The organism is Bacillus sp. C1 (assembly GCF_054570475.1).
The window spans coordinates 36,586-60,313 of record NZ_JBTMZT010000016.1 but is presented as its reverse complement, the minus strand read 5'-3'; the positions used below and the strand labels follow the sequence as shown (position 1 = coordinate 60,313).

The following is a 23,728-nucleotide window of genomic DNA, read 5'->3' as shown; positions in this document are numbered from 1 at the left end:
AAATGAGGCATTCATTCTTTAAAAAATTGAGGTGTATATAAAAGTGATGTTTTTAGGAATTACTACTCTTATTTTATTTGCTATTTTTCTATTCTTTTATTTAAGAGACCCAAGAAGTTTAATAATCGGGTTTCTCTTTAATCTGTTTTTTTGCTCGTCTCTCATTCTTGTTGTATATTTAGGCTTCACTTCCGAGCATACAATTTGGAGAATTATCGCACTAATACCAATTGTAATCATTGGACTAATATCAATCTTTGGTGCATTCACTTTAATGGTTGGGCTCTTTCTCAATGCAAGAGTTTTAATGAAAAAAGAAGGTCGACGTTTTTCTAATTCTTTAACTCTAATTTTAGGAATCTGTATTTTATTATTCCTACTGCTTCCTATACTCGATCCAGGACGCTTCGTGTCTTCTAATTTCCGTCCTATGTTCGGCGGAATTTCTTTGATTATTGTATATTTCTTTTTCCATATCGTAACTTTCTTAACAGCTTATTTTCTGTATCAATTTAACAGACCACGACGCAATCAAGATTTCATTATCGTTCTTGGCAGTGGATTAATTAATGATAAAGTACCACCACTTTTAGCAAGCAGAATTAATAAAGCGATTGATTTTTACCATAAACAAGCGGCCGTCGCGTCACCGCCAACAATCATTTTCTCTGGTGGACAAGGACCAGATGAAAATCTTCCAGAAGCAGAAGCTATGCAAAAATACGCTGTTGAAAAAGGAATTCCTATCGAACACACCATACAGGAAAACCGTTCTGTCAATACGTATCAAAACATGCTTTTCTCAAAACAAATTATGGAGTCATTGAAAGACAAGTATAAAAGCATCTTTACAACAAACAATTTCCACTTGTTCCGAGCTGGCTTATACGCGAAGCAAGCTGGACTAAATAGCCAAGGTATCGGCTCAAAAACTGCTTTCTATTACTGGCCAAATGCGATGATTCGAGAGTATATTGCACTCGTTGTCATGAGCCGTAAGCGCCATATGACAGTAGTAGGCATTATTTTAGGATGCTCGATTCTTCTAACAACCTTGAGTTTTATAATCGATCATTATCAATAAGAAAACAGGAGCCTCTAGCTCCTGTTTTTTTGTTGGTTAGTTGATATCCCTTGTCGAATCGCTGATATATTCCAATTTGCGCTGATATATTGTGAGAAACGGTTGATATATTTGAAAAATCGTCGATAAAATGAAACTTTAATCAATAGGGGATTTACTGCCCGCAAATAGCGGGGTAAAAATAGACTACGCCTCCTATATTTTTAATCATCAATGAACTACATGTAAAAAAGCATCAATGACGGGCGATCTATCTTTAAATGCTAAATAAATATGACGGTATTGCTTTTGCTTTAACTTTTTCATTCCAATGTCTTTATGCGACTTAAAAAACAGCTCTGGCCCCATTGTAATCCCAATATTTTGTGAAACCATGTTCACGATCGTTTCGCAGTTAAATACTTCTAATATGATATTTGGACATACTTCATGGTTGGATAATATCTTTATGACTAATGGCTGATACGGGCCTTTTGGCATAATAAAATCCATTCCATCAATTTGCCGAATATCAATTATGTTTTGACTCGTTAACGGATGATTTTTCGGTAGCCCTAATACAATCTCATCCTTGCTAACGGGTATAGATTTGATTTGTTTATTTACATGTGACTCGAGTACAAATCCGATGTCCACTGTACCATTCTCAATCCATTCCACTACTTCTTCGTATGTCCCCTCAAATAATAAAACTTTTATACCTGAGTAATGTTGTTTCAGCTGCAATAACATTGGTGGTAGTATTTGTGCCGCCGCACTCGTAAATGCCCCGATTTTGAGCGTACCTTCTAATCTCTTATTTTGCACAGATAGTTCTTGTTTAATTGCTTCTTCCCCTTTTAACACATTTTGAATATGGGGAAAAATCCGATTAGCAAACTCAGTTTTTTTAATCTCCGCCTGCTTATTTCTATGTAACAACGGATGACCAAATTCCTTTTCTAAACTAGCAATCGCATGACTCACAGCTGATTGTGTCATGTTTAATTGCTCTGCCGCCCTCGTAAAATTTCCTACCTCGACTACTTTCTGAAATACTGCATATCTCGCAATCGTCATGAGTTTTACTCATACCTCCTATGCAAAAGATGAATTTCACTAATTCCATTATACCCGTTACGATAAAATAGACCAATTCATCAAAAGGAGGATTCACCTTGAATAAAATATTTTTATTAACATTTGGCATGTTTGCATTAGGAATAGATGCTTATATAATGGCAGGCATTTTGCCAGAGATCGCTAATGATTTTCATGTTTCAATCGGGACTGCCGGGCAAACCGTAAGCATATTTACAATCTGTTATGCGATTGCAGCTCCCTTATTTGCTACATGTATGAAAAAGACAAATACGAAACATACGTTATTAGCAGCATTATTTCTTTTTACATTCGCTAACTTTATTACTGCTATTACCGATCACTTTATCGTTCTCTTACTTTCTCGAGGGCTGGCTGGAATAGGTGCTGGTCTATACTCACCGCTCGCATCATCAGCTGCGGTTACATTCGTTTCTGAAAAACAAAAAGGAAGAGCGTTAAGTACCATTTTACTCGGAATGAGCGCCGGAACTGTAATTGGTGTTCCATTTGGTATATATATTGCATCTGCTTCTGACTGGCGCACCGCAATGTGGCTTATTGTTGCGATTGGAACAATCGGGATACTTGCGATTGTGACTAAGTTTCCGATTATCCAATCCTCTCCTTTACCAACATTAAAAGAACGGCTTCATCTGTTCAAAAATAAGCAAATTTCACTCGTCATGCTGATCACAATGGTATTAAGTTTTTGTAGCTTAGGTTTGTACACATACTTAGATACGATCATTACCGCATACGGCTTTCAAAAATCCATTCTGTTTATTTGGATGTGGGGAATCGGCGGGATTGCAGGAAGCTTTCTAATTGGATGGATCCTAGATTTGTATAAGAAACCAAAGATCATATTAATGTACCTAATGGGTATCATGTTTTTCTCATTTATAAGTATGAGTCTTTTTTACGGAAGTGCCGTATTGCTAGCTCTTTGTTTACTTCTCTGGGGTGGTACAGGTTGGGCAACAGTCGCTACCCAACAAAAAACACTTTTAGAAATTAGTCCACAGCATGCAACCATTGCCATTGCTTTGCTTAGCTCAATTAATTATTTCGCTGGAGCAATCGGAACAATGGCAAATGGAATGTTTTTAGAAAAAGGAGTAGCTCCAGTCACTTTGCCCTATATAATAGGTGGGATATTACTTCTTGCTATTATAGGACAATTCTTTTTTATTCATAACGATTCCAAAGCAACTACAAATACGAAAGGCCTTCTTTAATAAAAATATCATATAATAAGAAAACCCAAGAAGCATCTATCTCACTTCTTGGGTTATTATCTTTATCTTCTTTTTGTAATCTTCCCAGCACCACCAACTCTCGTTTTCGGGGGAGACGTATTCTTCGGCGGGCTTTTAATCGATGATTTCGGCTTCACATCTGAGCCGCCTGAACTACTTGGTGACTTCGTAATCTTCCCTTTATTTTCAGTAGACGGCGGAACCGTTTTCGATCCTTTTTCTGTAATGCTTCCTGTATCACCGACGGATGTCTTTGGATCTACTTTATCACTTCTTTTAATAATAGAACCTTTCCCTTGTTTCGTAATCGGTGGTGGAGTTTTCTTCTCTTCTTTTGTCGGTGGTCTTTCCGGAGTAACCGGTTTATGATTTTTCCGATCTGTATATCCGCGGTAATCACCATGGTACGATTTGCGAGAATCAAATATATCATTTAATATGCTTGCTAACAGATAGCCTTGTAAGAAAGATGGTTGATAATTTTGGCGAACATATTCCTTGTTACTGATCTCAACTAATGTATCAGATGGCTTTTCTTTGTCTTTCTGAATGTTATAAAGTTTATCAGAATAGACAAGGAACATCTGATTTTCATCTTCTTTAGATGCTTGCTTCGGCTCTTTTTCATCAATCAGTTCCTTTGCAACTTCTGGAACTGATTGATTGGCAGCCCTATATACATATGACTCTTGCTTACCATCTTTTGCAACTGATTCTAATGGGTATCGGTCTTGAATCGAATTTTCATTTTGACACCCAGATAAAGCAAAGCCAGCAATAACAAGTAGCGTAACAATAACAGCAATAGGGATTATGAATGATTTCATCATGGTAAACAGTCGGTTTGACATGATTACATCCCCCTTACGTTGCCCTGATCATTTGTACATCAGCAGGAAGAATCGATTCCCCTTCATACATCATCGTACGTCCATCTTGCCACTCAATGCGAAGTAGCTTTCGGTTATCAGATTGAAATTCCCACACGTATTGTTCGTCAGAAACGGCAAACGGTGTTTTTCCCATCACAACAACACGTCCGTTATAGCGCTCTTCCATATGATAATCAATATCGTCCATTTCAATCGTTGTTGGAATCTCCTCTATAGAGTCTAAACGTCCATCAATTGGTGTATATAATTTATAATGAGTGCTTTCACGGTTTTCAATTTTTAAATAGCGAATCGTTCTCCCGTCCTGTAATGTTAAAACGATTTCATTACGAGAATGCATACTTGTTTTTCCGATCACTTCATACATGACTAATGAAACTTCAATCATATCGCCAGGTGCTAACGTAAGTAATGATTTCTCTTGTCTCACAGGCTCTGGACTTTTCACTATATTTTTAATACGTTTAAATAAACTCATCATCTATCCCTCCCTTTTCGTTATAGACAAGCGGATAGAATGAGGGCTCCAACAATATGTAATGAACCAGCTAATAAAGCATGAGTCACATGACCTTGCTTCGTTCCCTCTTCTAAATCTAAACCTGCCATCTTTTTCAAAATGAACTCAATAAACATTTCAACAATTAATAAGATAACGAAAGAAACAGCAGATGCAAGAAGTGCTTGCCATAAATCATTTGCTTTCATAATCGATTGTGACAAAATATATCCTTGTGCAAACAACTTCATAATAAAGCGCGTTGTGACAGCCATGTTGCCTTGTTTAATTTCTGCTAAATCGTTATATTTTGTAAAAATCGAATCAATCCACATCAGTGCAAATAAAAGAACAGCACTTGCTCCTGTCCATACAAGCATGGCTAAAACATTCATCCACGTCATTGCATAACCTCCTCTTAAAAAAATAATAAGAAAACCGACATGATTACTCTTCATGACATGTCGGTTCCTTTATCATATCTATTTTGATTTCCCTACATATAAACCACAGCTATGAAAACAAAAACAGTTCGCCTCTCATTCCCTCCTTTTGTCTTCACGCCGCATGGGGCTAAAAAAGGCACTGACCGCTCCTATGCATGGACGGATCCTCTCTCCACACTAAAAAATTAGGTTTTTTGGCAGTTCCTCAATTATTAGTTTACTTCTCGTACTGCTTCATAATACGAGCTAATTCATCATCTACAGCTGAATTTTTATTTAGACTTGCAAATTCATCGTCTAATGATTTTTCTTTCTTATAGATTTCCCCACTTGCTTCTGCTTCAGCCTCTAATTGAAGAGCTTTTTCTTCCATACGGCTCAGGCCAGCTTTTGCAGTGTTCGCATCAAATCCAGACATTGCTTGATTAATATTTTTTTGTGCTTTCGCTGCATTTACACGCGCTACAAGTGTTTCGCGTTTATTTTTCAGCTCTGTTAATTGCTTACGCATCTCTTCTAATTTCGCACGTAAGTTATCAGCAGCCGCTTTATTTTGCTCATAGCTCGCTTTATATTCATTCATCTTTTGCTCTGCATTTTGCTTCTCTTCTAGCGCACGGCGCGCAAGATCAAGATTACTTGCTTGAACAGCCATATGTGCTTGTTCTTCACGTTTCTTCACAAGTGCTTCTTGCTCTTCAAATAATAATTTGAACTTTTTCTCAAGCGCAATTTGGGCTGCTACACTTTTCTCAGCTTCTTGTACATCAGCTTGCATATCACGTAAATATTGATCTGTCATCTTAACTGGATCTTCCGCTTTTTCAATTAATGCATACACATTTGACATCGTTACATCTCTTAATCGTTTAAAAACAGACATTTAAATTCCTCCTATGGATTTCCTCATATTTCAAATGTACTTCCCGTAAAAGTGTCCTTTTACAGTAAGAATATTCATTTTTTAAATTCCTTATATTCATTATATCAAACCTCAAGTGTCCTTACATGTTATTTATCAAATATACAACCTATAATCTGACATCGTTATTGTAATATGTATTCATACCTTTTCCCTTTATATGTTCTCCTTTCTACCACATCTTCACTCTTTTCAATATTACATAAGTGTAAGCTAACTCGATGGTTACAAAAACGTTATTCTTATAAAGTGAAACTTTAATCAGTGGGGGTTTTCTTCACCCCCCACTGATTATTAGCCCGCAAATAGCGAGATAAAGCATATGAAAAGGAGACAAGACAAATAGAAAAAAGCTTTGCGAAATTCGCAAAGCTTTTTTCTATTTATTCACGATTCCCTTCATATCCGGACTACAAGTTTTTGTCTGACACGACTTATTCAAAGAACACGCCGCACATTTCCCTTTTTTACTTCTCTTTACAAAATGAAATAATGTATATCCTGCATAACCAAAAATGATCGCTCCAATGATAATATTGACCATCATTATGATACATCTCCTTCTAGAATCCAAGCATGGATCCGACTTGGTATATAACGAGCGTTAATACGTAAGCGATAATAAGCGGATAAACAACAGAGAAAATCGTCCACTTTACGGACCCTGTTTCACGACGAATGACAGCAACGGTCGCTAAACATGGAACGTATAATAAAATAAAGAACATGAATGCATATGCCGATAACGCAGTATAGTGCGTCCCCATTACATTTCCTAACACATCTTCTTTCACCGCATAAATAATGGCCATTGTCGAAACGACAACTTCTTTTGCTAAAAATCCTGTTAGAAGGGATGCTGCCGCTTGCCACGTTCCAAAACCGAGTGGCGCTAAAATTGGTGCAATAAAACCACCAATCATCGCTAAGAAACTATCTCCCATACCAACGTTAAAACCAGATGGGCCAGCATAGTTTAATAGCCAAATGACGACGGAACCACCAAAGATAAATGTCCCTGCTTTACGTACAAATCCTTTTCCTTTTTCCCACGTACTGAGCCACAATGTTTTTGCTTGTGGCATGCGATACGGCGGAAGCTCAATCACAAAAATCGATTTTTCTTCTTTTAAAACAGTAAGAGACATTATCTTTGTAACAAGCAAGGCAAGTACAATACCAACAATGTATAAAGAGAACACAACCGTCGCTTGACTATTCGGGAAAAAGACTCCTGCAAATAATGCATATACAGGTAACCGCGCTGAACAAGACATAAATGGTGTTACTAACACAGTAAGTAATCTTTCTTTTTCCTGTTCAATTGTTCTTGCTGCCATAATTCCTGGAACATTACAACCAAAACCGATAATCATTGGAATAAATGCTTTTCCGTTTAAACCAAAGAATTCCATAATCCGGTCCATCACAACTGCAATACGGGCCATATACCCTGAATCTTCTAATAACGAAATAAAGAAAAAGAGCGCAAAAATTTGTGGAACGAAAACTAATACAGCCCCAACCCCAGCAATAATCCCTTCTGTAACGAGCGCTTGAATAAACTCAGAAGCACCAATCGTTGTTAAACTAGCTGTTACCCAATCCGTAAGTTGCCCTGCGAAAAATTCATCAAGCAGATCTGATAAAGGTGTACCAATCCACGTAAACGTAACCTGAAAAATAAAAAACATAACTGCTAAAAAGATGGGAAGTCCTAAAATTTTGTGTGTAATTAACTGATCAATTTTTTCTGAAAAGGGAATCTTTCCTTCCTTTTCATGCTGAATTACATTTGTTTTTAACTTTTCAATATACGCCGCACGCGCATTGTAAATATGCTGTTCTAGCGTACCATCAACTGCCGATTCTAAAGCAGAGCGAATAACTACTAACTTTTCATAAACAGGCAATCTTTTTACTTCTTGCTCCACTACTTCGTTATTGCTTAAAAATTGCAGTGCTAGCCATCTTGGGTGTTTATAATTTTCTTTTGTTAAAAGATTTATAATATCGATAATTCCTGCATCTACTTTTTCACCGTAAGAAAGAATGAACGGCTTCTTCTCTTTCTCCCCACTCTCATGAAGAGTAGCAAGTAACTTGTCGCATCCTTTTCCACTTCTTGCGACAACAGGAACAACTGTTACACCTAATATTTCCGACAATTTTTTCACATTAATAACGATTCCACGCTGCTTCGCTACATCAATCATATTTAAACCGATAGAAACTGTTTTACCAAATTCCAGTAGTTGCAGTGTTAAATGCATATTACGTTCAAATTGAGAAGAGTCTACAATATTTAGCATATGATGAAATTCTTCTGTTAATAGAAAGTTTGTCACAACACCTTCATCACGAGATACAGGGTTTAAATCATATACACCTGGTAAATCGATTAATGTACCTTGCTTACCCTTTAATTTACCAACTTTCTTTTCTACCGTTACCCCGCTCCAGTTCCCTACATATTCATAAGAACCTGTTAGCGCATTAAACAATGATGTTTTCCCTGTATTCGGGTTCCCTAATAACGCAACCTTATTCACGCTAATTCCACCTTTATCATTTTCGCGTCACAATGACGAATGCTAATAAGTTGCCCGCGGCACTCTAATGTACATGGACCTTTGAACATCGCTTTTTGTTTCATACGAAGTTCACTCCCCTCTGAAAGGCCGAACGCAGCTAATCTACGCTTTAATAACTTATCTAGTGACTGGATGTTTTTCACTACTACTTTCTCACCTATTTGAATATCAACTAAACTCATAATCTCCCCCCCAAAAAAGAGAATGATAATTATTTTCAGAAGGATTATATCATATCCTATTTATGAAGTACTATATCTTTTTTTTTATATTTATTAACAGTTTCGGACAATTATATTCAAATAGTTTTTTACACTATATAACCATTTGAAATATTTCAACATGCAAGTCACTACTATGAAGAAAAAAGGCTCTAATCGCTTCTATCCTTGCTCAAAATTTCTCTTTAAGCTCAAAAAATTTATGTATATATAAGGTTCATCACCATAAGTTGGGAATGAGACATATAGAGAAGGGGTACACTCCATTCCAAGTGGACGCTTTCCGTCCTTGTATTAAAAATGAATCATTTTCCAAAAATCCCCCCATGTTACGGTGATGAACCTATACCTATATAAATCCATTTTGATTTTTCGACACATAACCCGCTGCTGTGGAGAACAAAAAGTGCTCTACACTCTTGTTTCAACTTGGCATGGGGCAGGAAGAGGGGCTGACCGCTTCTATGCATGCCGGATGCTCTCTCCCACCTAAAAAGAATGGTTTGATGTTAGTTTTTCAATTTGTATTTATATATAAACGCCATTTGCCATTCTCATCCATTTCAATTACAATAAACCTAGCAAATAAAGAATCTCGTTATCACAGGGGGAGCCTCGTTGCTGAGAGGGAACACTTCGTTCCGACCCTTAGAACCTGTTAGTTAATGCTAACGTAGGAATTGTGCAAACGTCGAAATACATATAGCTCCTCATTTTCTATTTACGTATTTCCTATCTCCCTATGGTAATTTATTCTTTTTTTGTGCAACTTACATTTAGGGGGAATGACAACATGCGTAACACCAATTTACAAGCGATGATTGAAGCGGCTATCCTTGCAGCCTTTGCCTTGATCATCGACATTTTACCACTCTCAATTAAACTTCCAACAGGTGGTTCCATTTCATTTGCTATGATTCCTATTTTTATAATTGCATACCGCTGGGGATTTAAAACGGCTTTCTTAGGTGGATTAATCTGGGGACTACTACAAATCGTAGTCGGAGATGCGTATATTTTAACGCCTATACAAGCATTTATTGAATACTTTATTGCCTTTGCTTTTATCGGTTTTGCTGGTTTATTCTACCGCCCGATTCAGAAAGCACTTGCGAATACCCAATATTCTTCTGACGAACAACAAGGCATTGGTAGCCGTAAAGAAAAACCAATAGAAAAGAATAGCCAAGGAAAAAAGGCACTTGCTTACATTATCCTTGCTACATTTGTCGGCAGCTTAGCACGTTATTTCTGTCACTTTATTGCCGGTGTTATCTTTTTTGGACAATACGCACCGAAAGGACAATCAGCTTTCCTTTATTCATTAATTGTTAACGGCAGTACGATGCTTGCTTCATTTGCATTATGTACAGTATTACTCTTGCTTCTCTTTACAACTTCACCACGCTTATTTAAAAGCACAAGTGTATATAATACAAACACAAAAAAGAAGAGTGCCTAAATAGGTGCTCTTCTTTTTTGTAACTAACTCTTGATGGAGCATAAAAAATGGTGAATGAAATTTTATCCCGCATTAACGGGCAGTAAGACTCCCACCTCAAAATACAGCAAAAGCAAAAAAGTTAGGTGGGAGAGCAACTGCCCGTAAAAGCCCGATTCGTGAGGGCTAATAATCAGTGGGGGATGAAGACCCCCTCCACTGATTAAAGTTTCACTTTATCAGCGATTTTTCAAATATATCAACTGTTTCTCACAATATATCGGTCGCAACTTTGAATATATCAGCGATTCGACAAAGGATATCGACAAGCCAACAAAAAACGACAAAAAACACAAGAGCCCCTAGCTCCTGTTTTCCCTTCTTTCATTTTGCATCAACGGCAATTAACTTCGCTTCAATAATATATCGATTTGGCGCATCCCCTATATAATTGAATGGATAACAAGTCGTAAGTGTTAATGTTGATGCTTCTTTTTTTACAATCACTGTGCGATCATCTGCGCTTGTAATCCACTTTCTTTTAATTTCATACGTATACATTTTATGATCGTATTCAACAATGAGCGTATCCTTTTCTTTCAGTTCTCCTAACTCTGTAAATACAGTATCACGATGACCACTCAGTACCGTGTGCCCTCCTTCAGATGGAGCTGTTGTAATATCACTAACAAACATACCAACACCTTTTTTTAAAGTCGTATCATTTGTCCCCCAGTATATAGAGAACTTCTTCTTTATTTTTGGAATACTTAATAGCGCTACTTTTTCACCTTCTTGATATTGCATTTGCGAAGAAGGTATTTGAGAATTTACAAGTGTTTTAATGGAATACCCCTTTGATTTTATCTTTTCAAAATGCTGCACTTCTTCTGCTGTTAACTCTTGTGCTGCACTTTTTCCTTTATACCATTCAAAAGAATAATACCCTCCTATAAGAACACCAAGTATCATGAAAACAAGTCCAATACGATTTACAACTCTCACTTTTAATCCCTCCATGCAAAAAATGGTAGGAGAATCCTACCATTTTTAATATGTGAAGTTATCCTATTCTTTATAGACAAATTAAAAATTCATTTGTTATTTTATTTTTACGGCAAGTATCCAAACAATGATCTTAACGCTACAAAGCATGTACTTACTATCTCCAAATAGCTATATAGCTAAACATAAAAAAAGTATTGCAGATTTCTCTACAATACTTTTTAGTGTCTCAGTATTCACTTATTACTTTCCTGTTACTCTAGAATAGGAGGGTCTGGAGCGATACCCATTTGTCTTGACTCAGTTTTCCTAAATTGGTTAGTGACGTTACACTTACGACGTTGAATACTCCATGCCTGTAAAGGATTTGTGAAAATGACTCTTCGCTCTTCATTAGGGGTCTCTTCTTCAAATTTACAACTTTCGCTCCATTTACACCACTTCATTGTAAACTTGGAAGAAGAATGATCGCTTTCTCGATCAAACAAATACGAAAAACTCATATCTCCAGCTAACGTAACTGTATTACTAGCTGATAACAAAGCGATGGTCATCCAACGTCTCTCCATTCCCTCCTACCCCATTTCACAGTGCCTAAAGCTTATTTTACCTAAAATGTGCTTGCCTTTTACCTTACACCTATAAGTCTATCTAAAAAACGACTACGCAACTATCGATTTTTCTTACAAATCACCTTACATTTTTGTAAGAAACAAAAAAACCTCCATCTCAACGAATGAAGGTTTTCAATCACTTTTCATCTATATATTTTTTCATATCATCTAATCCGGCTTCATACAGTTGCAGCATCATTCCGTGCGAAATTGCTCCAAGAACTAAAGTCATTCCAATCAGTGAAATACGAATAGCAGGAATATCAATTAAGTAAGCTAACATACCAATAACAATGGTTAAAAGTAATGCTTTTATAAATGTCATACTTGTATATTGTTTCTTTTTCATAATCCTCATCCTTTTGGAAGCGTTTTCTTGATATAGTTATTATATCATATCATCAGATCTTTTGGTGGGTATTTCTGTAAAAAGAACGTTGTTAAAAAAATGCCTCTGAGACAGATTACATTCTTTTTGATTTACTCGCCTCTACTAGCTAAACCTGTTGGACGAAAAATAGTACTCTATCCAAATCTTCTTCTCACTCTATTCTATTATATTTATATCCGTTTACTACTTTCGTCATACAAAATAAAAGACCCATATAAAACATAACTGGAATCACAATAATTCTGGGCTCTAACATTAATTCTCCATAGTAATAACTAATTAAATTTGCCCAGTCATTTAAGTACGGAAAATATATATTAAACTGATCATGAGCTTGCCCAGAAACAATTTTTGTTCCTCCTAAAAATAATTTAAAAAGGGCAAGATGTAACATTATTAATAATACTTGCACCATCTGTTCTCCAATTTGAAATATAATCTGTGGTTGTAATCCTTTCATAATATGAGTTCGGAATATATGCCATCTGCTGCCCCCTAATAGAAGGGAACTTATTACATACTCTTGTCTCCACATTTGTTGCACTTCTTTTTGAAAAAATCGTGTCATTCCTGGAACTGCCACAAACACTAATACAATTAATTGTATACATAGTACTTCTATATTTGTGACGATAGGTTTCGTTCGTAGTTCATAAATGATAAATGGAGTTAGAAATAAAATACAAAATAATGTTTGCGGAAAAAATTGCAAGCTAACAGTAATACGTTGTAAAAAGTAAAATCCCCACTTATCATTACGAACCAATAAGCTCATCAATAAAGAAATGATTACTCTAGCAACTGCCACAAAAAATGAAATTACAATCGTATACTTAGCTCCGTCTATTACTTTATAAAATAAATCTTCTCCTTCTCGATCCGTTCCAAACCAATGTGTACGGGAAATTGAAAAAGGAGCCGCTTCAACAATTTCTCCTTTGCCATTGTATTGATATTCCACTACCTTCGGCTCCTTCTGAAAATATGGAAGCACGAAGCTAATTATCAGTAATAAAATGATGGGAAATAAGAAGTATATATAACGCTGTTTACGCATACAGCTTCCTCCTTAACCAATGCAATATTAATATGACTCCATACATAGGCACTATAAATAACAAAAGCAAATATACGATAACCGCCGGATTTTGTCCGCTGATCAATATCGAAAATAAACCTCTTATGTTAAACATATACTCAAAAACGAATAAACTCGTTATCAAGTTTAGTAATATAGATTCAATATGATTCACAACTGAAGCTGAGATATTACTAAAAATATGCTTGCATAAAATATACACACTTCCAAATCCTTTCGCTCTCGCAAACGTAACGTAATCTTTCTGCTCTTCCTCCTTTATAATTAACAATTGAAATTGAAATAAAGAAATGGTAGGTATAATAGCTAAAATGAGAATTGGTAATACAATAGATGAATGTTGCATTGTAGAAAACGGATGTAATAGTAAAAACCCGGTATACCTATATATACTTACCATTACAAGTTGAAGAAAAAAAATCAGGAAGATATCTGGCACTGTCTTTAGAAAAAATACAACTTCTTCTATCACTCTCTGAATATGTCTTGGTAAAATCGCCGCAATCATACTACATAAAAAAGAGGACCAGATAGAAATGATAAGTGCTCCAAATATAAGTAAGAGTGAGTATGTATATGGCTGAAATATAAGTGGAAATAAGGGGAATTCCCTTTCTTGCATCTTAAATATTTGCACATTGTTTGAAATGGTCGCCACTTGTGTAGCCATCTTCATCTTTAGCTCTTCTGGATGCATAAGTGCAGAGATAACATGTATACATTCTGCAAAAAAATGCTCTATATGTATCCCAACCTTCTTTCCATTTATAAATAACATCGGAAGACTTACAATCACTACAAATAGCAGAAGCATAATAAATAATTGAAAAATTATTGAAGTTATTTTTCTTAACATTTCATTCCCCTCTCAATTTCTCTAGCATGGACGGATCATAAAGTGAAACTTTAATTAACCCTCACCAATCGGGCTTTTACGGGATAAAACTTTCAAATCAAGCTTTCATTTTATTTTATGCTGACTTTCTTAACATAAACCTTTGTCAAATACGTACTTCTCCTTTTTGACTTTTCCCTCTCAATCCTTTACAGTCGAAATGGTCATAAGTTTTACAACGTAGGAGGATTCTCATGAAGATTGAAATAAAAGATACTTTAATCTCTACCGAAACATTACAAGCAAAAGTAAAAGAACTCGCTCTTGCAATTGAGCGTGATTTTGAAGGAGAAGAAATCGTCGTTATCGCCGTATTAAAAGGTTCTTTCGTCTTTGCTGCTGATTTAATTCGTCACATTAAAAACGAAGTAACAATCGACTTTATCTCCGCATCTAGCTATGGAAACCAAACGGAAACAACAGGGAAAGTGAAATTATTAAAAGATATCGATGTCAACATTACAGGTAAAAATGTCATTGTCGTAGAAGACATTATCGATTCCGGCTTAACGCTTCATTTCTTAAAAGACCACTTCTTAATGCATAAGCCAAAATCTTTAAAATTCTGTACATTACTTGATAAACCAGAACGTCGTAAAGTTGATTTGAAAGCTGAATATGTAGGCTTCCAAATTCCAGACGAATTTATCGTCGGATACGGTATTGACTGTGCTGAAAAATATCGTAACTTACCATACATCGCTTCAGTTGTAACGGATAAGTAAAACTACATATAACGTCCATCAATTTTTGATGGACGTTTCTTTCAATCGTTCACGACTATTTAAAACAAAGGGAGAGATTAGAAATGACAGAAACAAAATTTGAAAAAGTCCTTCTCATCGTAAACCCAAAAGCAGGACAAGGAGATCTACATACAAACTTATCCAAAATCGTTCCACCACTAGCGGTGGCTTTTCCAGATTTACGTATTCTTCATACAAAACAGCAAGGCGATGCAACAACATATTGTAGGGAATTTGCAAACGAAGTTGATTTAATCATCGTTTTTGGCGGTGATGGCACTGTCTTCGAATGCACGAATGGACTAGCACCGCTTAAAATCCGTCCGGCACTTGCGATCATTCCAGGCGGAACATGCAACGACTTCTCTCGTACACTCGGTGTTCCGCAAAATATCACTGAAGCTGCGAAACTGATTGTGAAAGGCCATACGAAGCCGATTGATATTGCAAAGGCAAATAACCAATATTTCTTAAACTTTTGGGGCATTGGCCTCATCTCCGAAGTATCCAACAATATCGATGCTGATGAAAAAGCAAAGCTTGGGAAAATTGGTTACCATTTAAGTACAATCCGCACAGTTAAACATGCCGAAACCTTCCCTGTGAAAATTACATATGATGGACAAGTATATGAAGACGAAGCAGTACTTGTTATGGTTGGAAACGGCGAATATCTTGGTGGTATTCCGTCCTTCATTCCGCATGTAAAATGTGATGATGGGGCACTTGATATTTTTGTTGTGAAATCAACAGGTATCCAAGCATTCAAAGATTATATCGGAAAGAAGTTATTTGAAGATACAAATGATAATGATATTTTCCATGTTAAAGCAACATCCATCCATATAGAAACACAAGCAGAAAAAGAAGTGGATACAGATGGAGAAAGCTCTCTTCATACACCGTGCCAAATTGAATTATTACCAAAACATTTTACGATGATTTATAATCCAGAATTAGTATAATAGATTTATTGTTATACTTTGCTAATTTATAAAGTTCGCATTTTTGTAAAAAAAACATTATAATTAAAGTTATAAAAGGTTGTTAACAAAAAACGTTAACAACCTTTTTATTTTTTCAGAAAAACATTTTACTTTAGTGGAGTGATTATATGTATTGGAAAAAAAATAATACGCCTGTCGAAGAGCCAGAAGAAATAGCTGTATGGGAATGCCAAGCAGAAGATTGTCATGGGTGGATGCGTAAAAACTTTTCTTTAGAAGAAAAGCCACAATGCCCTTTATGTAAAGGTGATATGAAAAGCGGAACACGATTACTACAAAAAATATAGAGATCGTGCCCCCATTTCCTCTCTATTCTTCAATTATGAAATGAAATCAAATGAAGAGAAATTTCTCTTTCTCCTTATCTCCGATTCAAGTTTACTTTCTAATTATAAATCTAAATTTGTTTACGAAAGAAGCAACTATTTGGTGAAATAGCTGCTTCTTTCTCTACACTCACTAACTCCCTGTCTTTTCCTTTGCATATACAAATAAGAAATACTACCTATAACAACAATTACGCTACCTAAATAGATACCATACTTCGTCGCAAGTTCTACAATTACTTCAATATGTTTCCCAAACAAAGATCCAAGTATAAAATACAACAACGTCCAAACGAATCCTGTCGTATAGGAATACAAAGCATATGTTTGAAAGGACATATTATTCATTCCAACTAAATACGGTACGATATGTCTAACGACAGGTATAAAGTAACTTGTTACGAGTGCATACTGTCCGTATCTCCCAATCAGTTCTTGTGATCGCACTATATACTTTGCTTTTTTCTTTTTCATCAATTTACCGAGTACTTTAGTACCGAATACTTTCCCAAGTATATACCCTAAAGAGAGGCCTGACACTACGCCTAAATAGGTTAATAAAAAGGCTGGAATTACATGTAGTATGCCTACTGATGATACAAATCCACCGCTCATGACAATCATTTCATCTGGAATGGGCATGCCTACAATTCCGAGCCATAAACAAAAAAATAAAGCAGCATAACCATACTGCTCAATATAGGATAACAGTTCATGTAGTTCCATTATGCATATGCCTCCCTAACCGCTTTTTTGCAACTTAAAATATAGGCCGGGGGGACATTAACCCAAACCTTTTTTAATGCGATTTCTGGAAAGAAATTTTCTATAAACCCTTTTTTAACAAGTGAGTATTGGAATGTTATAAATTCCCCATTCTCTTGTAATGATTCCATCACATTACGTAAAATGCGTGATGATACTTCTTTTGGTAATGAAGTAAATGGTAAACCAGATAATACATAATCCACCTTTTCTATTTGTAACTCTTCCATATATCTTTGAATATTTTCAGCTGAGCCATGTATGACAAGAACATTTGAATCATCCTCATACTGCTTCTGTAACTTTTTGAAAAAAGCTTCATTAATTTCAATCAAAATCAATATCGTTTCTTTCTTTTTTCTCTTTATAATCTCTCTCGTAAATGATCCTGTTCCAGGTCCTAATTCTAGAATATACTTTGCTTCTTCAAAATGAATTGCACCTACCATCTTTTTGGCTAATCTATTAGAACTAGGTGCAATTGCTCCAGTATTCTTTGGATGTTTCACAAACTCAGTTAAGAATGTAATAAATTGCATTTTTAACCTCTCCCGTTCATTTGATATCTTCTAATATAGTTCCAAGCATAACGAGTATTTTTTAAAAAATAGCATGGAAATTTCTTAAGATTTTATGAAGAATAAAAAAAGAAACATGGTGATCTGACGAAATGAGTTCATATAACATGAAACTTTAATCAGTAGGGGGTTTCTTCATCCCCCACCTATCTTCCTTTCTTCTCTATGAAATTTGAGGTGGGGGTCTTACTGCCCGTTAATGCGGGATAAAGTGGTAAATGAAATTTTATCAGCGATTTTTCAAATATATCAACCGTTTCTCACAATATATCAGCGCAAATTGGAATATATCAGCGATTCGACAAAGGATATCGACTAACCAACAAAAGACGACAAAAAAACAGCTATTGCCTATAGCGATAGCTGTCCTTTTTATTACTTCGCGCTCACAATCTTATAATAAGAGCGAACTGTTAAGAAGTAATATCCGATATAAATGATGCCATATACTCCAATACTAATTAATAACGGAATGAATATTTCATATGGCAGTAAGTTTGATAAACCTTTTAAAGCAAATAAGCTGTGTAAAATTCCGACTACTAATGGAATCGCGAAGATAAAGCTTACTTGTTTTGCAATTGCTCTTTTCATTTCTTGCTTCGTTACACCAATTTTACGAAGAACAACGTAGCGATCACGGTCTGCGCTAGCTTCTGTTAACTGTTTGAAATAAATAATAGAACCTGTTGCAAGTAAGAACACGAGTCCTAGGAAAAGACCGATAAACATCATTAATCCTGTTGCTTCAATACTAGCTTGGAAACCAGTATCGAACTCTTTAAATGGTGCGTCAATTTCCATTTTTCCAGCCGGCATCACTTTCGCTAACTTTGCAGTCAATTCTTTCGTATTTCTTTCATCTTTTACATCGATATTTTTTACAATACGTGTTCCAGCTGCTTGTTTCGCTTGTTCATATACTTGATCTGGAACGATTACAAATAATTCACTTAAATTTGTGAGATTACGATTCTCTACACCTTTAATTGTTAACTTTGTCGTTTCATTTTCAACTGGAAATACAGCTGTATTCCCTTTATATTCTGGACTAAATTCAGAGCCTTCAATATATAAACCATCATATACAAATGCTTCATTAGTAGCTAACTGTACTTCATCCGCATCGATTTTTTTCGCGATAGTATTGAAAGTTGATTGCGAAATAAGCTGATATTGCTCTGTCACAAGGTAATGAGTATTCATAACTCGATCTGCTCTTTTACCTTCGAATTTCCCTTTAATAGATACCATCTCAATTTCTGATTGATCTGTAACGGGATGGTTTTTCTTCTCCTCATCCAAAATTGCCTTTACTTTATTATCTAACATTACATCTTGTTTCACGTATGAATAACTATGCGGTAAAACATCTTTCGCCTGCTTAAATGTGTTGTAATACATCGTAACAGACGTACCAACTGCCGTTAATGTTACTGCACTTAATATTGCAATCGTTGCAAGAGATTTCGCATTTCCTTTAATACGGTAAAGTAGCTGTGACGTCGTTACCATGTTCATACCGTTATAGAAAGATGATTTCTTATTTCTTGCTCGTTTTAATACGAATACTGTAAAGAACATAAATAGTAAGTACGTACCAAGCACAGTTGCAAGTAGAATATAAAATACAATCATCATAAAGTCCGCATATTGAATCGCTTTTATAAATGTCAGCGATAAGAAATAGCCAGAACCAATTAAGAAGACTGAAATCAATGCCATAATCATTGATCCTTTTGGCATCGATTCTCCTTCGCGCTCCGCACGGAAAAGTTCAATTAATTTAAAACGGTAAATTAAACGATATCCTTGAAGTGATGTATAAAGGATAATCACAAAGAAAATAATTGCCGTATCAATAACTGCCCCCATCGGTACTTCAAAATGCACATTCAAGTTTATTCCCATCATACTTACTAACAATTCAAGGAATAACTTAGAAAGTACACTACCGATTGCAATCCCGATGACTAATGACATTAAGCCCATTAGCATGTTTTCATAAAATAACATTTTTCCAATTTGTCTTTTTCGAATTCCTAGTAATGAATATAATCCAACTTCTTTTTTACGTTTACGTGTAAAGAATCCATTAGAGTATATAATAAATACTGCCACGAAAATAATGAGCATTACACTGGAAACTTGGAATGCACCGCTAATTTTTTTAGAGCCTTCCGCTGCTTTTTCCATTTGTGAATTATACTGAAGTGCTTTAAATGTAAAATAAATGACGATACTAAAGATCATCGATGCAAAATATATGAAGTAATCTTTAAAGTTCCGCTGTATGTTGCGGAGCGCGATGCTAGATAATGTCATCTGTGCTACCTCCAGAAATTGCGGACATTACGTCAACTACTTGTTGGAAAAATTGTTTACGAGTTAATTCTCCGCGATGCAATTCTTTATATAGCTCGCCATCTTTAATGAAGATCACTCGCTTACAATAACTTGCTGCAAACGCATCATGCGTTACCATTAAAATTGTTGACTGATCATATTCATTTAATGACTTCATACTTTCTAATAAATCTGTTGCTGATTTAGAATCAAGTGCTCCTGTTGGCTCGTCTCCAAAAATCATACTTGGATTTGTAACAATGGCACGAGATGCTGCGCAGCGCTGCTTCTGTCCACCAGATACTTGATACGGAAATTGACTTAAAATATGATCAATACCAAACTTCTTCGCGATTTCAAGAACGCGGCGATCAATTTCACTCGCTTTCACTTTTGATAACGCCAGTGGCAGTGCAATATTTTCTTTCACCGTTAACGTATCTAATAAGTTATAATCTTGGAAGATGAAGCCTAAATGATCACGACGGAACAATGCTAATTTATCATCATTCATTTTCACAATGTCTTTCCCATCAATTAAGATTTCACCACTTGTTGCATGATCAATAGTCGAAAGAACATTTAAAAGAGTCGTTTTACCAGACCCAGACGGTCCCATAATTCCAACGAACTCCCCCTCTTTCACTTGTAAATGAATCCCTTTTAACGCTTCAAATGTATTTCCACCTGTATCGTATACTTTTTTAATATTTTTCGCTTCTAGTACTGTTTTCATCACTATATCCCTCACTTCTTCTATTCTCTATTTTCAACTATATATAACTTCTACTCTTTCCACTATCGATGTTTCTTACACAAACATGACAGTTATGTAAGGACTCTTAGCAAAAGAAACGTAAATTTAACTTTGTGAAATAACTACTTTGCTACTATAACATTCGGACAAAAAGCCATCTATTCATTCTCCTTACAGGAACATTACATTTCTGTAAGATAAAAAAGCACTCATCTTATGATGTGTGCTTTTTGTACATATCCATTTTGATTTTCCAACATATAAATCGCGGCTTTGGAAACAAAAGCAGATTCCCTGCTCACTTTCTCCCCTTTGTTTTCACTTGGGATGGGGCTAAAAAAGGCACTGACCGCTTCTATCCAATGCCGGACGCTATCTTCCCACCCAAAAAGAAAGTTTTTTTTGTACGCATATAACATTCACTTTATCCTTCTTTTAGACTCATTGTTATACAATACTATAGTCATAATTGAAATCAGTACAACAACTACAAAAGTAAACATTCTATAGTTTGCTATCACAGCTGTTCCGATTAACAAAGCAGGTATTACCGCTATAATCATGCCTCCAAACATGCCAAGAACAGATCCCACACTCTGCTTCACCACTTGCGTTTCTGACATCCAGTCATAATAACCAAATCGATTATTAACGAAAATCCCCCATACTGCAGAAAAAAATGAATATACGACCGGCGTGATCACGATTAAAATAGAAGTCCCCATATCGGTCTTTAACCCTATTATTAACAGAATCGCACTAATAATTGATGTAGGTACGCTGAGTGAAAGATTCATAAGAATCTTACTGTCATAAATCATTTTCGGCGTAAGCGGCAATGATTTAATAATCCATACGTTTTTTCCCTCTAGCGACAAAGATACACATGTTGTACATGTCATCGAAATCATCGCTGCAATAACAAATGGCGCTATCTTCGGTAAAATCGTTTCAATTCCAGGATACCCAATGAATTGATGCGGCCCTACTATAACAACCACAAGTGAGAAAATAACTGCCATAATAACTCCCATTCCAATATTGATTACATATACCGTCGAAGAAAAGAATCGCTTCCATTCCTTTTTATATAACGTAATCAGTACCGTTTCTTTCTTCATACGATCAATTTTGTAATCGGAACGCATATGGTACGTAGAGATTCCTGTGTTGATTTGCTTATATTTTAACGAGAGCAGCTTTACAAAAAGGTAATACCAAATGATTGATATCCCAACAAATAAGATAAAAGCTCCGATATTCGCCTCGACAATTGCTTTTTGAAAAATGGGAGCTAACGGATACACCTTCGCTACCCCCTCTGAAACAACCGTCCCAATCCCTTCTAAATCTTCAAAACTATATTTCGTATTTCCTTGCTTGAACATAAAGTAACCAAAAATAACGATTGCGATCAAACTTAAAATGGTAGTGATCCGATTTGCATATCTAAATTTAGAGGCAATTGCCGTAATGCCTGCACCAAAAACTGCCGCAATCGTTGTTGGAATGAAAGACACTATAAACAGGGTTATAAACCACATCAGGTAGAATGAAGCGGATGGCTTCTCATATATAGAATAAACAATGCCCATCGGCAGCATGATAATTATGGAAAGAACCGTGTTTAATACGTACAAATACAAAAATCTACTAGCAATAATTGTACTTACAGGAATCGGTAAAGACATGACGAAATCATAATCCTTAAAAGCAAAAATCTCGCCATTCGCCTTAAACATCGTGAAAAACAAAACTAATATACTGCTAATAACGAATGCATAGACCGGAATGACTTCACCTATCCCAAGTTGTATCAATCCATATGCCGAGCTTCCACAATACAGCATCAACATAACAGCAACTAAGACAATTGATGCGGAAATTAAAACTTTATTCTGCTTCTTTTTCTTATCCTTTTCATATTTAAACGTATTGAGACCTAGCTGCGTTATGAGACGAATTTTTAAAAGAGCTAGCGCATTACTTCTCATCGGCAAGCACCTTCATAAAGAGCTCTTCTAATGACTGTTCCTTTGTTAAAGATTTTACTTCTCCAGAAAGTGCTAATTTCCCCTTATGAATCATCGCTATCTTATTGCATAACTTCTCTGCCACATCTAATACATGAGTAGAAAAGAAGATCGCACTACCTGATTCGCAAAGTTCCTTCATAATTCCCTTTAGTACGAGAGCCGCCTTTGGATCAAGCCCGACAAAAGGCTCATCTAAAACCAATAATTTCGGATCGTGTACAATGGCCGATATAATCGCTACTTTTTGCCTCATACCATGTGAATAAGAAGAGATTAAATCTCCTAAATATGGCGTAATCTCAAACGCATCCCCATACTTTTGTATCCGATCTTCCCGCTCTTTTGCAGACACACCAAAAACGTCCGCAACAAAGTTCAAATATTGAATCCCCGTTAACTGTTCGTATAAATCGGGATTATCAGGAATATATGCCATTACTTTTTTACATGCGATAGGATTCTTCTTTACTGAATGCCCATCAACAAAAATTTCTCCCTCTTCAAAGTCGATTACGCCTACTAGTGACTTAATCGTTGTACTTTTTCCAGCGCCGTTGTGGCCAATAAATCCAAAAATATCTCCTGCTTGAACTGTTAAACTCAAATCATCTACTGCTTTCTTTCCGCCTTTGTAAGTTTTGCTGAATTTTATGATTTCTAGCATGTTCTCTCCCCCACTCGTATCAAATCAACTGAATGTATTTCAGTCACATATCATTCC

Annotated in this window: 25 protein-coding genes and 1 riboswitch; of the genes, 6 read left to right on the top strand and 19 right to left on the bottom strand. The window is 35.8% G+C overall.

Annotation, left to right across the window (positions count from 1 at the left end; all coding sequences use genetic code 11):
- The first annotated feature begins 46 nt into the window (after nt 1-46).
- Entirely contained in the window at nt 47-1,084 is a 1,038-nt protein-coding gene (locus tag ACX5JI_RS24330) for a YdcF family protein (protein WP_459503573.1), read from the top strand.
- Nucleotides 1,085-1,294: 210 nt separating this feature from the next.
- Here the strand turns inward: ACX5JI_RS24330 and ACX5JI_RS24325 are convergent, their stop codons facing one another.
- Nucleotides 1,295-2,143 carry a LysR family transcriptional regulator gene (locus ACX5JI_RS24325; protein ID WP_459503547.1) on the bottom strand — a complete coding sequence of 283 codons (849 nt, stop codon included), beginning with the start codon at nt 2,141-2,143 and terminating at the stop codon, nt 1,295-1,297.
- Between the two features lie 98 nt (nt 2,144-2,241).
- On the opposite strand from ACX5JI_RS24325, the gene ACX5JI_RS24320 reads away from it, so the two are divergent.
- Nucleotides 2,242-3,405 (top strand): MFS transporter, encoded by a 1,164-nt coding sequence (locus ACX5JI_RS24320; protein WP_459503546.1) that lies wholly within the window; start codon nt 2,242-2,244, stop codon nt 3,403-3,405.
- Between the two features lie 62 nt (nt 3,406-3,467).
- Here the strand turns inward: ACX5JI_RS24320 and ACX5JI_RS24315 are convergent, their stop codons facing one another.
- The 7 genes from ACX5JI_RS24315 to ACX5JI_RS24285 form a co-directional block, all read right to left on the bottom strand.
- Nucleotides 3,468-4,277, bottom strand: coding sequence for a DUF4247 domain-containing protein (locus ACX5JI_RS24315; protein WP_459503544.1), 810 nt, complete (start codon nt 4,275-4,277; stop codon nt 3,468-3,470).
- 13 nt (nt 4,278-4,290) lie between these two features.
- Nucleotides 4,291-4,797, bottom strand: a complete 507-nt coding sequence (locus ACX5JI_RS24310; protein ID WP_459503542.1) for a DUF4178 domain-containing protein — start codon at nt 4,795-4,797, stop codon at nt 4,291-4,293.
- A 20-nt stretch (nt 4,798-4,817) separates the two neighbouring features.
- Nucleotides 4,818-5,222 (bottom strand): DUF350 domain-containing protein, encoded by a 405-nt coding sequence (locus ACX5JI_RS24305; protein ID WP_459503540.1) that lies wholly within the window; start codon nt 5,220-5,222, stop codon nt 4,818-4,820.
- Between the two features lie 259 nt (nt 5,223-5,481).
- Nucleotides 5,482-6,147: a PspA/IM30 family protein gene (locus ACX5JI_RS24300; RefSeq protein ID WP_459503539.1), complete on the bottom strand. Its 666-nt coding sequence runs from the start codon at nt 6,145-6,147 to the stop codon at nt 5,482-5,484.
- 418 nt (nt 6,148-6,565) lie between these two features.
- A complete protein-coding gene (locus ACX5JI_RS24295) occupies nt 6,566-6,733 on the bottom strand; it encodes a FeoB-associated Cys-rich membrane protein (RefSeq protein ID WP_459503537.1) in 168 nt (55 codons plus the stop codon).
- Between the two features lie 16 nt (nt 6,734-6,749).
- A complete protein-coding gene (gene feoB / locus ACX5JI_RS24290; protein ID WP_459503535.1) occupies nt 6,750-8,738 on the bottom strand; it encodes a ferrous iron transport protein B in 1,989 nt (662 codons plus the stop codon).
- The gene (locus ACX5JI_RS24285; protein WP_459503534.1) at nt 8,735-8,962 is read right to left on the bottom strand and encodes a FeoA family protein; all 228 of its coding nucleotides are present in this window, start codon (nt 8,960-8,962) and stop codon (nt 8,735-8,737) included. The genes feoB and ACX5JI_RS24285 overlap by 4 nt, the downstream gene beginning before the upstream one ends.
- Before the next feature lie 635 nt (nt 8,963-9,597).
- A riboswitch (TPP riboswitch) is annotated at nt 9,598-9,699 on the top strand.
- 95 nt (nt 9,700-9,794) lie between these two features.
- On the opposite strand from ACX5JI_RS24285, the gene thiT reads away from it, so the two are divergent.
- Nucleotides 9,795-10,463: an energy-coupled thiamine transporter ThiT gene (thiT, locus tag ACX5JI_RS24280; protein WP_459503533.1), complete on the top strand. Its 669-nt coding sequence runs from the start codon at nt 9,795-9,797 to the stop codon at nt 10,461-10,463.
- Nucleotides 10,464-10,826: 363 nt separating this feature from the next.
- On the opposite strand, the gene srtD is transcribed toward thiT, so the two are convergent.
- The 5 genes from srtD to ACX5JI_RS24255 form a co-directional block, all read right to left on the bottom strand.
- Nucleotides 10,827-11,447: a class D sortase, LPxTATN-specific gene (gene srtD, locus ACX5JI_RS24275; RefSeq protein WP_459503532.1), complete on the bottom strand. Its 621-nt coding sequence runs from the start codon at nt 11,445-11,447 to the stop codon at nt 10,827-10,829.
- Nucleotides 11,448-11,701: 254 nt separating this feature from the next.
- Entirely contained in the window at nt 11,702-12,016 is a 315-nt protein-coding gene (locus tag ACX5JI_RS24270) for a hypothetical protein (protein WP_459503531.1), read from the bottom strand.
- 181 nt (nt 12,017-12,197) lie between these two features.
- On the bottom strand, nt 12,198-12,410 hold the full coding sequence (locus ACX5JI_RS24265) for a hypothetical protein (protein ID WP_459503530.1): 213 nt from the start codon (nt 12,408-12,410) through the stop codon (nt 12,198-12,200).
- Nucleotides 12,411-12,603: 193 nt separating this feature from the next.
- A complete protein-coding gene (locus tag ACX5JI_RS24260; protein WP_459503529.1) occupies nt 12,604-13,509 on the bottom strand; it encodes an ABC transporter permease subunit in 906 nt (301 codons plus the stop codon).
- Nucleotides 13,502-14,407: an ABC transporter permease subunit gene (locus ACX5JI_RS24255; RefSeq protein ID WP_459503528.1), complete on the bottom strand. Its 906-nt coding sequence runs from the start codon at nt 14,405-14,407 to the stop codon at nt 13,502-13,504. Before ACX5JI_RS24255 ends, ACX5JI_RS24260 begins: the two co-directional genes overlap by 8 nt.
- 233 nt (nt 14,408-14,640) lie before the next feature.
- On the opposite strand from ACX5JI_RS24255, the gene hpt reads away from it, so the two are divergent.
- The 3 genes from hpt to ACX5JI_RS24240 all read left to right on the top strand — a co-directional run bounded on the left by hpt (nt 14,641) and on the right by ACX5JI_RS24240 (nt 16,486).
- A complete protein-coding gene (gene hpt / locus ACX5JI_RS24250) occupies nt 14,641-15,171 on the top strand; it encodes a hypoxanthine phosphoribosyltransferase (protein ID WP_459503527.1) in 531 nt (176 codons plus the stop codon).
- A gap of 83 nt (nt 15,172-15,254) precedes the next feature.
- Nucleotides 15,255-16,157, top strand: coding sequence for a diacylglycerol/lipid kinase family protein (locus ACX5JI_RS24245; RefSeq protein ID WP_459503526.1), 903 nt, complete (start codon nt 15,255-15,257; stop codon nt 16,155-16,157).
- 149 nt (nt 16,158-16,306) lie between these two features.
- Nucleotides 16,307-16,486 carry a cold-shock protein gene (locus tag ACX5JI_RS24240; RefSeq protein WP_459503525.1) on the top strand — a complete coding sequence of 60 codons (180 nt, stop codon included), beginning with the start codon at nt 16,307-16,309 and terminating at the stop codon, nt 16,484-16,486.
- Nucleotides 16,487-16,621: 135 nt separating this feature from the next.
- On the opposite strand, the gene ACX5JI_RS24235 is transcribed toward ACX5JI_RS24240, so the two are convergent.
- From ACX5JI_RS24235 to ACX5JI_RS24210, 6 genes are all read right to left on the bottom strand, one after another.
- Nucleotides 16,622-17,251, bottom strand: a complete 630-nt coding sequence (locus tag ACX5JI_RS24235; protein WP_459503524.1) for a DedA family protein — start codon at nt 17,249-17,251, stop codon at nt 16,622-16,624.
- Nucleotides 17,251-17,829, bottom strand: a complete 579-nt coding sequence (locus ACX5JI_RS24230; protein WP_459503523.1) for a class I SAM-dependent methyltransferase — start codon at nt 17,827-17,829, stop codon at nt 17,251-17,253. The genes ACX5JI_RS24235 and ACX5JI_RS24230 overlap by 1 nt, the downstream gene beginning before the upstream one ends.
- 414 nt (nt 17,830-18,243) lie before the next feature.
- Nucleotides 18,244-20,193 (bottom strand): ABC transporter permease, encoded by a 1,950-nt coding sequence (locus ACX5JI_RS24225; RefSeq protein WP_459503522.1) that lies wholly within the window; start codon nt 20,191-20,193, stop codon nt 18,244-18,246.
- Entirely contained in the window at nt 20,180-20,950 is a 771-nt protein-coding gene (locus tag ACX5JI_RS24220; RefSeq protein ID WP_459503521.1) for an ABC transporter ATP-binding protein, read from the bottom strand. The genes ACX5JI_RS24225 and ACX5JI_RS24220 overlap by 14 nt, the downstream gene beginning before the upstream one ends.
- Before the next feature lie 440 nt (nt 20,951-21,390).
- Nucleotides 21,391-22,965, bottom strand: a complete 1,575-nt coding sequence (locus ACX5JI_RS24215; protein ID WP_459503520.1) for a putative ABC transporter permease subunit — start codon at nt 22,963-22,965, stop codon at nt 21,391-21,393.
- Entirely contained in the window at nt 22,955-23,671 is a 717-nt protein-coding gene (locus ACX5JI_RS24210; RefSeq protein WP_459503519.1) for an ABC transporter ATP-binding protein, read from the bottom strand. Before ACX5JI_RS24210 ends, ACX5JI_RS24215 begins: the two co-directional genes overlap by 11 nt.
- Between the last annotated feature and the right edge of the window lie 57 nt (nt 23,672-23,728).

Coding starts and splice junctions, on each gene's coding strand:
- ACX5JI_RS24330 (WP_459503573.1), top strand. CDS start 47: ATGTTTTTAGGAATTACTACTCTTATTTTATTTGCTATTTTTCTATTC.
- ACX5JI_RS24325 (WP_459503547.1), bottom strand. CDS start 2,143: ATGACGATTGCGAGATATGCAGTATTTCAGAAAGTAGTCGAGGTAGGA.
- ACX5JI_RS24315 (WP_459503544.1), bottom strand. CDS start 4,277: ATGTCAAACCGACTGTTTACCATGATGAAATCATTCATAATCCCTATT.
- ACX5JI_RS24310 (WP_459503542.1), bottom strand. CDS start 4,797: ATGAGTTTATTTAAACGTATTAAAAATATAGTGAAAAGTCCAGAGCCT.
- ACX5JI_RS24305 (WP_459503540.1), bottom strand. CDS start 5,222: ATGACGTGGATGAATGTTTTAGCCATGCTTGTATGGACAGGAGCAAGT.
- ACX5JI_RS24300 (WP_459503539.1), bottom strand. CDS start 6,147: ATGTCTGTTTTTAAACGATTAAGAGATGTAACGATGTCAAATGTGTAT.
- ACX5JI_RS24295 (WP_459503537.1), bottom strand. CDS start 6,733: ATGATGGTCAATATTATCATTGGAGCGATCATTTTTGGTTATGCAGGA.
- ACX5JI_RS24285 (WP_459503534.1), bottom strand. CDS start 8,962: ATGAGTTTAGTTGATATTCAAATAGGTGAGAAAGTAGTAGTGAAAAAC.
- thiT (WP_459503533.1), top strand. CDS start 9,795: ATGCGTAACACCAATTTACAAGCGATGATTGAAGCGGCTATCCTTGCA.
- ACX5JI_RS24270 (WP_459503531.1), bottom strand. CDS start 12,016: ATGGAGAGACGTTGGATGACCATCGCTTTGTTATCAGCTAGTAATACA.
- ACX5JI_RS24265 (WP_459503530.1), bottom strand. CDS start 12,410: ATGAAAAAGAAACAATATACAAGTATGACATTTATAAAAGCATTACTT.
- ACX5JI_RS24260 (WP_459503529.1), bottom strand. CDS start 13,509: ATGCGTAAACAGCGTTATATATACTTCTTATTTCCCATCATTTTATTA.
- ACX5JI_RS24255 (WP_459503528.1), bottom strand. CDS start 14,407: ATGTTAAGAAAAATAACTTCAATAATTTTTCAATTATTTATTATGCTT.
- hpt (WP_459503527.1), top strand. CDS start 14,641: ATGAAGATTGAAATAAAAGATACTTTAATCTCTACCGAAACATTACAA.
- ACX5JI_RS24245 (WP_459503526.1), top strand. CDS start 15,255: ATGACAGAAACAAAATTTGAAAAAGTCCTTCTCATCGTAAACCCAAAA.
- ACX5JI_RS24240 (WP_459503525.1), top strand. CDS start 16,307: ATGTATTGGAAAAAAAATAATACGCCTGTCGAAGAGCCAGAAGAAATA.
- ACX5JI_RS24235 (WP_459503524.1), bottom strand. CDS start 17,251: ATGGAACTACATGAACTGTTATCCTATATTGAGCAGTATGGTTATGCT.
- ACX5JI_RS24230 (WP_459503523.1), bottom strand. CDS start 17,829: ATGCAATTTATTACATTCTTAACTGAGTTTGTGAAACATCCAAAGAAT.
- ACX5JI_RS24225 (WP_459503522.1), bottom strand. CDS start 20,193: ATGACATTATCTAGCATCGCGCTCCGCAACATACAGCGGAACTTTAAA.
- ACX5JI_RS24220 (WP_459503521.1), bottom strand. CDS start 20,950: ATGAAAACAGTACTAGAAGCGAAAAATATTAAAAAAGTATACGATACA.
- ACX5JI_RS24215 (WP_459503520.1), bottom strand. CDS start 22,965: ATGAGAAGTAATGCGCTAGCTCTTTTAAAAATTCGTCTCATAACGCAG.
- ACX5JI_RS24210 (WP_459503519.1), bottom strand. CDS start 23,671: ATGCTAGAAATCATAAAATTCAGCAAAACTTACAAAGGCGGAAAGAAA.